At 41.3% G+C, this 12999-nt stretch carries 14 protein-coding genes; 1 reads left to right on the top strand and 13 read right to left on the bottom strand.

Annotated features, from left to right (window positions below):
• Positions 1-429 precede the first annotated feature (429 nt).
• The 10 genes from DXA57_RS10460 to DXA57_RS10415 all read right to left on the bottom strand — a co-directional run bounded on the left by DXA57_RS10460 (position 430) and on the right by DXA57_RS10415 (position 8031).
• Positions 430-1485, bottom strand: coding sequence for a helix-turn-helix domain-containing protein (locus DXA57_RS10460; protein WP_117767285.1), 1056 nt, complete (start codon positions 1483-1485; stop codon positions 430-432).
• Between the two features lie 220 nt (positions 1486-1705).
• Positions 1706-2293, bottom strand: coding sequence for a DUF2812 domain-containing protein (locus tag DXA57_RS10455; protein ID WP_055056226.1), 588 nt, complete (start codon positions 2291-2293; stop codon positions 1706-1708).
• Complete coding sequence (locus tag DXA57_RS10450) at positions 2290-2613, bottom strand: PadR family transcriptional regulator (protein WP_055056227.1); 324 nt, start codon at positions 2611-2613, stop codon at positions 2290-2292. The genes DXA57_RS10455 and DXA57_RS10450 overlap by 4 nt, the downstream gene beginning before the upstream one ends.
• A 132-nt stretch (positions 2614-2745) precedes the next feature.
• Entirely contained in the window at positions 2746-3120 is a 375-nt protein-coding gene (locus tag DXA57_RS10445; protein ID WP_117767282.1) for a TnpV protein, read from the bottom strand.
• Positions 3121-3124: 4 nt separating this feature from the next.
• Positions 3125-4543: a plasmid recombination protein gene (locus DXA57_RS10440; RefSeq protein WP_117767279.1), complete on the bottom strand. Its 1419-nt coding sequence runs from the start codon at positions 4541-4543 to the stop codon at positions 3125-3127.
• 235 nt (positions 4544-4778) lie between these two features.
• The gene (locus tag DXA57_RS10435) at positions 4779-5006 is read right to left on the bottom strand and encodes a DUF5348 domain-containing protein (protein ID WP_055258605.1); all 228 of its coding nucleotides are present in this window, start codon (positions 5004-5006) and stop codon (positions 4779-4781) included.
• 174 nt (positions 5007-5180) lie between these two features.
• Positions 5181-5420 carry a hypothetical protein gene (locus tag DXA57_RS10430; RefSeq protein ID WP_055258607.1) on the bottom strand — a complete coding sequence of 80 codons (240 nt, stop codon included), beginning with the start codon at positions 5418-5420 and terminating at the stop codon, positions 5181-5183.
• A 67-nt stretch (positions 5421-5487) separates the two neighbouring features.
• Positions 5488-6564 (bottom strand): AAA family ATPase, encoded by a 1077-nt coding sequence (locus tag DXA57_RS10425; protein WP_117767277.1) that lies wholly within the window; start codon positions 6562-6564, stop codon positions 5488-5490.
• A gap of 175 nt (positions 6565-6739) precedes the next feature.
• A complete protein-coding gene (locus DXA57_RS10420) occupies positions 6740-7825 on the bottom strand; it encodes a site-specific integrase (protein WP_117767275.1) in 1086 nt (361 codons plus the stop codon).
• Between the two features lie 11 nt (positions 7826-7836).
• Positions 7837-8031, bottom strand: coding sequence for a hypothetical protein (locus tag DXA57_RS10415; RefSeq protein ID WP_055258613.1), 195 nt, complete (start codon positions 8029-8031; stop codon positions 7837-7839).
• Positions 8032-8263: 232 nt separating this feature from the next.
• Between DXA57_RS10415 and DXA57_RS10410 the strand changes: the two genes are divergently transcribed.
• Positions 8264-8746 carry a helix-turn-helix domain-containing protein gene (locus DXA57_RS10410; RefSeq protein ID WP_015541737.1) on the top strand — a complete coding sequence of 161 codons (483 nt, stop codon included), beginning with the start codon at positions 8264-8266 and terminating at the stop codon, positions 8744-8746.
• A 258-nt stretch (positions 8747-9004) separates the two neighbouring features.
• Here the strand turns inward: DXA57_RS10410 and tuf are convergent, their stop codons facing one another.
• The 3 genes from tuf to rpsG all read right to left on the bottom strand — a co-directional run bounded on the left by tuf (position 9005) and on the right by rpsG (position 12974).
• Positions 9005-10192 (bottom strand): elongation factor Tu, encoded by a 1188-nt coding sequence (gene tuf, locus DXA57_RS10405; RefSeq protein WP_117767273.1) that lies wholly within the window; start codon positions 10190-10192, stop codon positions 9005-9007.
• A 115-nt stretch (positions 10193-10307) separates the two neighbouring features.
• A complete protein-coding gene (gene fusA / locus DXA57_RS10400) occupies positions 10308-12425 on the bottom strand; it encodes an elongation factor G (RefSeq protein ID WP_117767271.1) in 2118 nt (705 codons plus the stop codon).
• Between the two features lie 78 nt (positions 12426-12503).
• A complete protein-coding gene (gene rpsG, locus DXA57_RS10395; protein ID WP_199612716.1) occupies positions 12504-12974 on the bottom strand; it encodes a 30S ribosomal protein S7 in 471 nt (156 codons plus the stop codon).
• Between the last annotated feature and the right edge of the window lie 25 nt (positions 12975-12999).

Here is a 12999-nt window from a genome sequence, read left to right as displayed (position 1 = left end):
CTACCAACTTTATATTGCACCGGTAATTTTTAACTGTTATAATCGAAACATGGGTGCTACCATAACGGTAGGCGGTTAGTCCTTCTCCAGAGGGACTGTGACCCTCTGATTACATAGAAACCTGTAAAGGAATCCATTGGAAAGGAGGGCTAAGCCAATGAGTATTATTGACTTCATAGCAGTAGTGAGCTTCGGCTTAACCTGCTTTAGTATCGGATATACATTAGGCAAAGATAATCATAAACCACAAAAATAACCGCCCTGGTCTGGTAAACTAAGCGGTTATCTTTGATGATATTCTAAATAGTAAAACGGACTAACCGTCTATCGGTAGCACTCTTTTTCTATAATCATATTAGCACGCATCTGTGGAAATGTCAAAAATTTTCTTCTTTCTCAACTATATCTATTTCCATACATTTTTACAACCTATTTCAAGTGTTCCTCAAAAATTAATTCGAGTTCCTTATTCCCTCTCAAGAATTCATACTCTTTCTTATTTTCAATTTCCGAATACAATTCACGAACAAAATTTTTTCCAACTCCCGAAAAGGCTTTTCCCTGTGCAGTATCCTCATACCTGTAATACAAAGGGGATTGTGTCATATTCCAAGGCTTCTGTGATTCACTTAATAATTGCTTAATTAACTGAACACATTTTTCTACATCTTTTCGATATCCAGCAATCAGCAGATATGGCACTGTGTTGCCGTAATTCCATAGTCCAAACAACGATATCATGTGATCTGTAATCTCAGCAATTCTCTCTGCTTTATCATGATTTCCTGTTTCTTCTTCCATTTCAATTAACTTATACAAGTAGCTTTGAATATTGACAACTGCCTGTAGCAGTTTCCCTTCCAGGAATAACGCAGCAGTGTCTGTTCCTTCCTGATGTGCTAATACACTTGTTTTCATAATCGTTGCATCAATTACAGTATCAGGAATTTTTTTCAAAAGGGCATTTGCTTCTTCATATTTCTCCATTTGGACATATTTTGTTGCAAGTATAAAAACGCTTGAATTTCTCACTCTTTCATCCTGACTGTCTGCTGTTCGTTCCAGCCACTCAATAATAGCTGCATTATATTCCATTCGTTCTTCGCCATTAAGATCTGACAAAGTCAAAGATCCGTTCAGAACGGTTGCGATCGTATATATTAATAAGTCGCAATGAGGATACTCCTGTATTTTACGAGATGCCATCTCGAAAGCCTCTGTAAAGCTGTCCAATGAAACTTCCGAAAGTTCATTCACAAATTGTCCAATCTCTTTTTCGGTCAATTCTTCACGAAACGAAAACAATTCATTCATATCAATTTTCAATAATCGTGCCAAAGCTGGAAGTAATGAGATATCCGGATATGTATTTCCCTTTTCCCATTTATTTACCGCAGGAGTAGAAACACCCAGATAATTTGCCACCTGTTCTTGTGTTAATCCCTCAGTTTTTCGATAGTTTTTTATCTGCTCACCAATACGCATTGTTCGCACCTCCTGTCCTTATTTCCATTATAGCGTTCCCAATACATGTTTACAATTGAGCCTTTGTTTACTTATTACTTTCTTTTTTTAACTTTCAATTAATTTTCTCTAATATTTATATCATCAGCAACAAACTGCCCACAAATTTAAGAACGGGCTACTAACCCTCAAACGACAGTGCATTACATTGCATCAGCTAAACCAACCTTGTTATCCTGAATCACCACTCCTTCATCTTCGCTTCATGCCTATTTTTCATAATTTGCAACTGGTATATAATGACAGGGATTAGAAAAATCACAGCAACTATGCCTAAAATAACAGACCGATTTACGGTAGCAAATGCCACGAGCATAAGCATTAATAAAAGCCAGGGATTTCGCAAATTACTGTAATAATTTGCCCTATCTTCATAGGACGTATGAAGTTCAAAAGGTTTTCCATCATTTTCTTTTTCTACAATCAGCAATTCCCTGTTAAATGTTGTAGTGTTTGTTGCAATACGACCGCCAATTTCAGCCCACGGACGCCAGCGAACTTTACCAACAGAATAATTAAGATTGATATTTTTATAGAATACGGAATATCCCATTTCTTCCAAGAAATCATGGTAATCTTCAGCATTAGCTTTTGATTTTTGTCCTATAAACTCCACGCAATATTGAACTTGACCTGGCTTACATTTTTCAAATTCATAGAGTAATTTTCCCGTTCGAATAAGGCGATAACCTTTTTCAGCCATCTTATTCAGCCAGTTTTTCTGTACCGTCAATAGCCCGCCAAAAAAACGATAACACTTTTTGCTCATAATGTACCTCCTACAATTCCGCTTGCAATACCTACAAGTTCACGAAGTCTGATAAGTTCTTTTTCAGCTATCTCCTTTCCTTTTACAGTGATAAGATACTCTTTTTTTCTACCTTCACTATCTCCGAAAAGCTCAATCCATCCCTTTTCCTGCATTGAATTTAATGCACCATATAAAGTGCCTGCTCCCAATGAAAGCCGCCCACCTGTTTTTTCTTCAATGAACTGCATGACAGCATATCCGTGTTTAGGTGAATAGAGTGAAAGCAAAATATAGAATGTCACTTCTGTGAGTGCACCACTTTTCACATTATCCCTCATAGCATCCCCTCCTTATTACGGTTACTGTAATAACTATATCAGTAACCGTAATAAAAATCAAGAGATGTGAAATAAATCTTAATAAGCAGGATAGTATTGTGCTTTTCCTGTTCAGTCCTTTACAAACAATACTTATATATAAAGTGTTTCTCTCAACACCATTTCTTCTGCACTGGCTTTTATATTATTCATCAGCCTAACCCACTTCATCTGATTCCGTACCTTTAATTCTTCAGTTACACCCTGTTTTTCTGCCATCTGTTCCATAAGCATTTCCACCTGTTCTCTGCTCTCCTGATCGATCTGATTCAGATGTTCCGTCAGCTTTCCAGTCAACAACAAGTATTGATATTTTGCTGATCTGTGTTCCTTCAGAAATTGTTTTCGTAACATTCCATATTTTCCATATGTCGGTTCTTCTTCATTCAGTGCCAAATCTGGCAAATAATAATCTCCTTGCAAAGTATATCTTAATCCGTTCTTTTCATCATAAATGTGTTTTTCCATAATCTTATCTCTCCATTTCTCTGTTTTTTGATTTAGTTTTCTTACGCTGCTGATTCTCCATCTCGCTCTTTTTCATTCCCCATGCCAATCTTTCATGAATATTTCCCTTCGGCATTTGCTCCATCTGTCGCTTTTCTTCCAGAGTTTTCTCATTTTGAATATCCTGCTGTACTGCCGCATCTACAGTTTCTATTCCCAGAACACGCACAACACGATCATACCTATCAGAAACACCTTGTAATGTATCTTTTTCTTCTGACAATTTCTGATTGTCTTTACGCATATCATTCAGTTCGCTCTGAATACCATTATATTTCTGTTTCAGCTTTTGATATTTTCCCTTCCAATTTTCCACCTCTTTCGTAAGTTCTTTAATCTGAGCCGCCATTGCAGCGACCTTATTCTTTAATTGAATAAACAGCGGCTTAATCTTTTTATCCCGGTAAGTTACCGCCCGTTCCAGAGTGCCAGCCTCCGGCAGTAACGTTTTAACCGTTCCATATTCCTTAATTTCTTTGCTCACATTATCCATAATCGGCTGTAGCTGTTCTCTGCGATCTTCCAGACTTTTTAGTTCTTTTTCTACGTTCCCTGCCTTTTGTTCTGCTTCTTGCTTCGCCTTGATTGCCTGTTCCTTATCGTCTTTTAAAATTTGGATATCTACCCTGGATTCTGCAATTTGTGCTGTTAATTCTTCTTTTTCAGCAGTTAGATACTCTTTCTCCTGCTCCAATTCCTGTACTTCCTTTTTCCGTTCTTTTCTCTTAAAGTTATAAACATCCAGATGTTCCTCATGAGTACCTTTCTGTTCCCATTCAATTCCATACTGCTTTGCAATCTCTGCCAGAACTTCTTTTTCATGATTTATCCACTGATTCAGTTCCGTATCATGCTTATTTCCACCTTGAAATCCCAGACCTTTTAATGACTGTTTCAGCGAAACTCTGGTATCCATTCCTTTTCCCTTCCAGCCCGTTACATAAGGAATAAAATCAATGTGGAGATGTGGAGTAGCCTCGTCCTGATGCAAATAGCAACTAAATACCCGAAGTGTCGGATTCCGTTTCTGGAAATCTTTTACATACTCATCCAGTACGTTTACAGCCAGATTTCCTGCTTCTGTTCCAACAGCCATATCTTCTCGGTTTCCAATCTGGAAAATCACTTCATGGAACAACTTTTCCTGTTTTCCCTGCCGGATTTTTTCATAGTAATTTGTAATCTTCCGGTCTTTTCTTTTCCCGGTATTGTATCTCTCCACAGCATCATCAAATAACTCTTTGTAAACTTCTTTCAGATTTTCATTCTGGTAACAAATATTTAATTGTACTCTGTCTGGGTCTACATTCTCTGCGAAAAACTCTCTCCTGTTATGAGCCAGAGAACCTTTCCCAATCATACCGCTAATTGTTCGTTTTATCATAATGTTTCTCACCTCTTTTCTAATCAAGTGCTAGATATGGCACATAATTTTTATTCACGCCAGTAATAGCGATATTAAGAAACTTTCGCCGGATACGGCGGTTTTGTTACTTTTGTCAAAAGTAACGCAAAAGCACTTTCGACAGCCGTACCGTCCATCAAAAGTACCCTTGCGCCCTGCCGGGGGCTATTCCTCCCGTTGGTCGGTTCACTCCTGCGTTACTTGTATGGCTGAATTATCCCGGTATCCTTGCCCGGATATATTCCAGATCACCACAATACGGTGTTCCTACAAGATACCATTCTCTTGCAGGATTCATTTCCATTCTAGTCTGAACCCATTCATCATCAAGCAACACTTCCAGGCATTCTCCACAGTGAAATCCTGTATCAATCCATAGATCTGATGATAATAATCCATATCTTTTGTTATAACTGTTATATCCTAATCTTCCTTCTCGCATTATGCCATTCTCCTTTCATTTAGCGTTTCCGCAGGGACGCCCTGAATCAGGGCTCCCTTTTGAAAATTCTCTTCTCCACCAACAAACTCCCGGCTACATCTTACCAGCTTTCTACTTGTCTGCTATCTACAGGTGCGTGACACGCTCCTGTAATAAAGTAGTCAGAAAGAACCTTTACCATCGAAAGTTCTCCGGTATTCCCCGTCTGTCCAGATATTCCTGCCGGAACTTTTCCCTTTCTTCTTCCGTTGGTGCTGTTTTGGATTTGCTATACACTTCACGATTCACCATTGCATCCAGTTTTTTCTCCAATCCCAACCGGATTATTTCTTCGCCATCGTAGTTATCCATCAAAAAATATTGCAGGAGTTGAAAAAATAACTCGTATGGAATCTGTACATTTTTATTTTGCATCTGTTCTCCTTTCAAGGTGGCAAGATTCCCTCTTCTTAAGAAATGGTAATCTTGCCATCTTCCATTTTTATTCTGGCAGCATCCAATACCATTGCTTTCCACGTTTTACAGAATCAATTTCAAGTTCCCGTTTGGCATTCCATAACGTTTTACTTTTTATTCCTCTGGTTTCGGCTTCTTCTGCAATTTTCTTTTGAGTCATTCCTCCATTTGCCAGTATTTCAAGGAGAAATTCTTTTGCTTTCCGACTTTTCTGCCCTCTGCCGTCTCCATTAAGAAGTTCATCGGCACTGATATCATATTCTCCAATCCATTCAAATCCATTATTCTTATCCAGCCTGAATGCAATGGACGTTCCTTCCGGTGCAAGAGAACTCTTCGTATGACATACCACTCTTACTTCCGGTTCATCTTTCACTCGCCCGACAATCAGGACACTTCTTGCAGCAGCCTGAAAATCAATGGAGCCAAGTCCTCGATAAGAAGATTTGCCGTTGCTGTTTTTGTTCATATGACCGATTAAAATGACTGCACAGTGATATTTTTCTGCCAGCACTGCGACACGCTTCATCAATGGCCTGATCTCATTTGCCCGGTGCATGTCTACGTCTGCTCCCAGGAATCCCTGTATCGGATCAAGAACAACCATTTTTGCTTTTGTCTGCACGATTGCTTCTTCCAAGCGAACATCTGCCATCGTCAGTGGCTGATCGCTGTCATCAATCACCAGCACCTTTGAACAATCTGCACCTGCAGCAAGTAATCTGGGTTTGATAGTATCTCCAAGACCATCTTCTGCTGTCTGATAAATCACATTTACAGGTGATACAGAAGACTGTTCCTGCATATTGTCTTCGGGATCTAAATCCACATTCTCGCCATTGACTTCATCGCTTCTTTTTTCTTTTGTTTTCGTTGTATCAGTAACAGGAAGAATCGGCTCTCCTCTGGTCAGTTTTGCAATAATCTGAAGTACCATCGTTGTCTTTCCTTCTCCAGGATCCCCCTGTATAATGGTCACTTTTCCATAAGGAATAAACGGATAAAGCAACCATTCTATCTGCTCAACCTCTACTGAATCCATGTTGATCAGTTTCAGTTTTGGTTCTGTTCTGCAATTCTCAATTTTATTTTTTTCATTCATATTTATTTCATCATCTCCTCCTGCCCCTCCGGGCAAGTCTCTGATGAACAGATATTCGGGAATTGTTGTATCATTCAATTCGTGATATACTGAATCTGCCAAGATGGTATATCAGTGAATCTGATTATCAGAGAACTTGCTCAGATTATTTATCTGGGCTTTTTCTTTTGCCTTTTCAACATTCATCTCTTTCTTCTCCCAATCCGGTAACTGCATTTTCATTATCCAGCAGATTTGCAATCTTCCTCTGCTGATTTGGATAAAGATGTCCATAAGTGTTCAATGTGATACGAATATCTTTATGACCTAATCTGTCCCGAATCAATAACGGTTCCACACCTTTCTCAATAAGATAAGCCACATGGCTGTGCCTGATATCATGCACTCGAATTTTCTTCACTCCTGCCAGCTCAATCTGCCGTTTCATTTTATGCTGTACCGCTTCCTGAACAACTGGAAACAATCTTTCCGTATCCGGCATTCCGTAGTGACCATCTACAAATTCCTTAATTTCCTCTTTCAGGAATTCTGGAATTTCGATTGTCCGAAAGGACTGTTTTGTTTTTGGTTCTGTGATAATATCGTGCATTCCTGTTCGATAATAAGTCTTATTGATACTAAGCTGATTCTTTTCAAAATTGATATCAGCTTTTGTAATCGCAAGCAGCTCCCCAATCCTGCACCCAGTCCAGAACAGCATCTCAAATATAAGATAATATCTTGTTCCCGGCTCCATTGTCTGTATAAACTGTTTGTACTCGTCCAGTGTCCAGAAGTTCAAACTTCTCGAATCCGAATTTCCCATTCGTTTCACTTTCTTGCATGGATTAACTGGCAAATCATATATTTTAGCTGCATGTGTAAACAGACTGGTCAACTGATTCTGAATCATTCTCAGATAAGAATCTGAATATCCTTTTTTCTGAATTTCATTCTGCCACTGAATAATCTGTGAAGCCTTGATCTCACTCATCATCTGATTTCCAAAGTATGGAACGATATGCTGTTGCATCATATATCTTTTATTTTTGATTGTTCGATCTTTTAGGTCATTCTGTTTGTCTGAAAAATAAATCTCAATAAAATCGCTCAGTTTCATATCCATACTTCGCTCAGTGCTCAACTTTTTACTTCGTTCAAACTCCAATGCTTCTCGCTTTGTTTCAAATCCACGCTTTCTGCGTTTTTTCTTCTCACCCATAACATTTGTCTCAAACCACTGGGCTGTCCATTTTTTTGTGTCTTTTTCTCTGTAAGCCATATTAATCCTCCTTAATTTCCTGCTATTTCATAGCCATACATCTTTTTTGCCCAAAACGCCTTTGGTATTCTTCCAGCCATCGTAATATATCCCTGTGCAGCCAGTTCCTTATTCATAGCTTTCACCAGTTTATAAGCATAAGATTTTGAGCAGTTTAATTCCTGTGCCACTTCATCAGCACTCATCATATAATTGTAGCTTGCCATACTGCATCCTCCTTTCCTCTCCAGATACAGAATACGTTTACTGTATTTCTATATCTGTACGATTTTCGTAAATTGATAATATCATGTATTTATTTCATTGTCAATATTTCGTAAACATATTTTTACGAACTTCGTATATTATTTTCTCTTTATTTTATTCCAGGTCTGTGCTATGATATTCTATAGATTTATGTTTTTCGTAATTTTGCAATATATGAAAAAGGAGGATTCTATGGGTGACGGTAAAAATTTAAAGAAATATCTTGATGAAAAAGGCACAAATGTCCGTAAAATTGCAAAGGCAACCGGAATCAGTGCCACAACCTTATATTCAATTATTCAAAAAGATTCCAATATTCGATTTGATTTTGCTTTAAGACTTGCAAATGAATTACAAATTGATGTGAATGAGATATGTTCTGCCAGTCCATTTTCTGGCACAATTAAGGAAGAAGAGATTTATCCTACACTTCCAGACGGTTTGAACGGAGCATTAGACGCAAGCCGTGTAAAGACTTATTTAAAAAATTCTATGTACCCGTTGATGTATCTTTTCGGTAAGAACAGTATGCCTGATGTAGATAATCTGCTCACATCGTTCTATCAGCTTGATGATGAAGCCAGACAGGAAGTTGTGGAAACGATCCGTCTGAAACTGCAATATCATCGTGATCCGGAACGTGCTGAACAGATCAAACAGATCAAAGGCTGGTAAAAAAATTACTCCTGTGAATAGCAAATATTCGCAGGAGTTTCTTTTTGGCACCGTTTTGGCACCGCTAGACTGATTTTTCAATTTTAAATTTATCCGTATTTCATCTTTCTGATAAACGTTTCACTGTTTCTAATCTGATAATTTTACAAACAATTCTTTTCTTAGAGTACAGAAAAACCCCAGAAACACAAGGTTTCTGGGGTATCTTACGTTTGGACACAAGTTATCTTGCGATAACAAATCTATTTTCAGATTGTATTACTCGATGATTGTAGCAACACGTCCTGATCCTACAGTACGTCCACCTTCACGAATAGCGAAGGTAAGACCCTGCTCCATAGCGATCGGGTGAATCAGCTCGATGGTCATCTCTACGTTATCACCAGGCATGCACATCTCGGTGCCTTCCGGCAGGCTGATAACGCCAGTTACATCGGTGGTACGGAAGTAGAACTGCGGTCTGTAGTTGTTGAAGAACGGAGTATGACGGCCACCCTCATCTTTAGTCAGAACGTAAACCTGAGCGGTGAATTTGGTATGGCAGGTAACAGTACCCGGTTTAGCGATAACCTGTCCACGAACGATATCTGTTCTCTGAACACCACGAAGCAGAGCACCGATGTTATCACCAGCCTGTGCCTCATCCAGGAGTTTACGGAACATCTCGATACCGGTTACAACAGTTTTCTTCTTGTCCTCTTTAACGCCAAGGATTTCAACCTCATCGTTCAGATGAAGAACACCACGCTCTACACGACCGGTAGCTACAGTACCACGACCAGTGATGGTGAATACGTCCTCGACAGGCATAAGGAACGGTTTGTCGGTATCACGCTGCGGATCCGGGATGTAGGAATCTACGGTATCCATAAGCTCCATGATCTTGTCGCCCCACGGACCATTCGGATCTTCCAGAGCTTTCAGAGCTGAACCTCTGATGATCGGGCAATCGTTGAATCCGTACTCTTCCAGCTGCTCGGTAACTTCCATCTCAACCAGCTCAAGGAGCTCCTCATCGTCAACCATATCACATTTGTTCAGGAATACAACGATGTAGGGAACACCTACCTGACGGGAAAGAAGGATGTGCTCTTTAGTCTGAGCCATAACACCATCGGTAGCTGCTACTACAAGGATAGCACCATCCATCTGAGCTGCACCAGTGATCATGTTCTTTACATAGTCAGCATGACCCGGGCAGTCAACGTGTGCGTAATGTCTCTTCTCAGTCTCGTACTCAACGTGTGCGGTAGAGATGGTGATACCACGCTCTCTCTCTTCCGGAGCTTTATCGATATTCTCGAAATCGGTAGCAGTGTTACCAGCTACTCTAGCAGCAAGTACTTTTGTGATAGCAGCGGTCAGAGTAGTTTTACCATGGTCAACGTGACCAATGGTACCGATATTACAATGCGGTTTTTTTCTGTCAAACTTAGCTTTTGCCATTTTGATAATCCTCCTTAAAATCTCGCCTTACGGCATACCTTTAATTATTCTTTATATCAGGCTATCTTAGATTATATTTCAAATCTAAGATATTTGCAAGCCTAATTTTTTTCAATTATTTCGCTTTCGCGCTCAGGACTTTCTCCTGTACAGACTTCGGAACCTGCTCATATTTCTCGAAGAACATGGAGTAGTTACCACGACCCTGAGTCTTGGAACGAAGGTCGGTGGAATATCCGAACATCTCAGCCAGCGGAACGTATGCTTTTACGATCTTACCACCGCCAAGATCATCCATTCCCTCGATACGGCCACGACGGGAGTTCAGGTCACCGATGATATCGCCCATGTATTCCTCAGGCATAGTAACCTCTACCTTCATGATCGGCTCAAGAAGTACCGGAGCACCCTTCTGCATTGCTTCCTTGAATGCCAGAGAACCAGCAATGTGGAATGCCATCTCAGAAGAATCGACCTCATGGTAAGAACCATCGTATACGTTAGCGTGAACACCCAGAACCGGGAATCCGCCAAGGATACCAGCCTTTGTAGCCTCTTCGATACCTTCGCCTACAGCGGGGATGTACTCCTTCGGAATAGCACCGCCGACTACAGTAGACTCAAATTTGAAGGTCTCCTCGCCATTCGGATCCATCGGAGTGAAGATAACTTTACAATGACCGTACTGTCCACGACCACCGGACTGTTTTGCATATTTGCTGTCTACGTTTACTTCCTTGGTAATAGCCTCTTTGTATGCAACCTGCGGTGCACCAACGTTAGCTTCTACCTTGAACTCACGAAGCAGACGGTCAACGATGATCTCCAGATGAAGCTCACCCATACCAGCGATGATGGTCTGACCGGTCTCCTGATCAGTATGAGCACGGAAGGTCGGGTCCTCCTCAGCCAGTTTTGCAAGAGCCTCACCCATCTTGCCCTGACCGGCTTTGGTCTTCGGCTCGATAGCCAGCTCGATAACCGGCTCCGGGAACTCCATGGACTCAAGGATTACCGGATGCTGATCATCACAGATGGTATCACCAGTACCAGAGAATTTGAATCCTACTGCTGCTGCGATATCTCCGGAATAAACTTTATCCAGCTCCTGTCTCTTGTTTGCATGCATCTGAAGGATACGTCCAACACGCTCTTTTTTATCTTTCGTTGCATTCAGAACGTAAGAACCGGAGTTCATGGTTCCGGAATATACACGGAAGAATGCCAGCTTACCAACGAACGGGTCAGCCATGATTTTGAATACCAGAGCGGAGAAGGGCTCTTCATCAGAAGAATGTCTTACGACCTCATTGCCTTCCAGGTCGGTACCCTTGATAGACGGGATATCGGTCGGAGCCGGCATGAAGTCCAGAATAGCATCCAGCAGCTTCTGAACACCTTTGTTACGGTAAGCGCTTCCGCAGCAAACCGGAACAGCGGTACACTCACAGGTACCTTTACGAAGAGCGGCTTTCATCTCGTCGACGCTGGGCTCCTCACCCTCAAGATAAGCCATCATGAGGTCGTCATCCAGCTCACAGATCTTCTCTACCATCTCGGTATGATACAGCTCTGCATCGTCTTTCATGTCATCCGGAATCTCTTCAATGGTGATATCCTCACCCTTGTCATCGTTGTAGATGTAAGCTTTCATCTCAAACAGGTCGATGACGCCCTTGAAATCATTCTCTTTACCGATGGGCAGCTCGATGCAGATTGCATTTTTGCCCAGTCTGGTTTTGATCTGCTCAACAGCATTGTAGAAATCTGCACCCATGATATCCATCTTGTTGATGAATGCCATACGGGGAACGTTGTAGGTATCAGCCTGACGCCATACGTTCTCAGACTGCGGCTCTACACCACCCTTTGCACAGAATACACCGACAGCGCCATCCAGTACTCGCAGAGAACGCTCAACCTCTACGGTGAAGTCAACGTGGCCCGGAGTGTCGATGATGTTGATACGATGCTCCAGAGCACCCGGTGCAGGTTTGCACTCGAGCTGATGGGTCCAGTGACAGGTCGTAGCGGCTGAAGTAATGGTAATACCTCTTTCCTGCTCCTGCTCCATCCAGTCCATGGTAGCAGTACCTTCGTGAGTATCACCAATTTTGTAGTTTACACCAGTGTAATACAGGATACGCTCAGTCAGTGTTGTTTTACCAGCATCGATATGAGCCATAATACCAATATTTCTGGTTCTCTCTAAGGGATATTCTCTTCCAGCCAAGGTTTTTTCCTCCTATTTATAATACGCAGAAAAAGCAACACAGCGGGACGGAGAAACTCCCTCCCGCAACAGATGGGATTAGAATCTGTAGTGTGCGAATGCTTTGTTGGCCTCTGCCATTTTGTGCATGTCTTCTTTTTTCTTCACAGATGCTCCGGTATTGTTGGCTGCATCCATGATCTCGTTAGCCAGTCTCTCTTCCATGGTCTTCTCGCCTCTCTTACGGGAGTAAGCGGTGATCCAGCGAAGAGCCAGAGCCTGACGTCTGTCAGCTCTTACCTCGATGGGCACCTGGTAGGTAGCTCCACCAATACGTCTTGCTTTTACTTCCAGAACAGGCATGATGTTGTTCATAGCCTCTTCGAATACTTCGATAGCGGGTTTGTCAGTCTTAGCTGCAACACGATCGAATGCTCCGTATACGATTTTCTGTGCGATACCTCTCTTACCGTCTAACATGATGTTATTGATCAGTTTGGTAACCACTTTGTTGTTGTATAACGGATCGACTAATACGTCTCTTTTCTGAGTATGTCCTTTACGTGGCACGGTACTTCCCTCCTTAACAATTTAC

It is taken from the genome of Blautia sp. OF03-15BH (assembly GCF_003463065.1).
Lineage (GTDB): Bacteria > Bacillota > Clostridia > Lachnospirales > Lachnospiraceae > Limivivens.
This window is presented reverse-complemented; position numbering and strand designations above follow the sequence as displayed.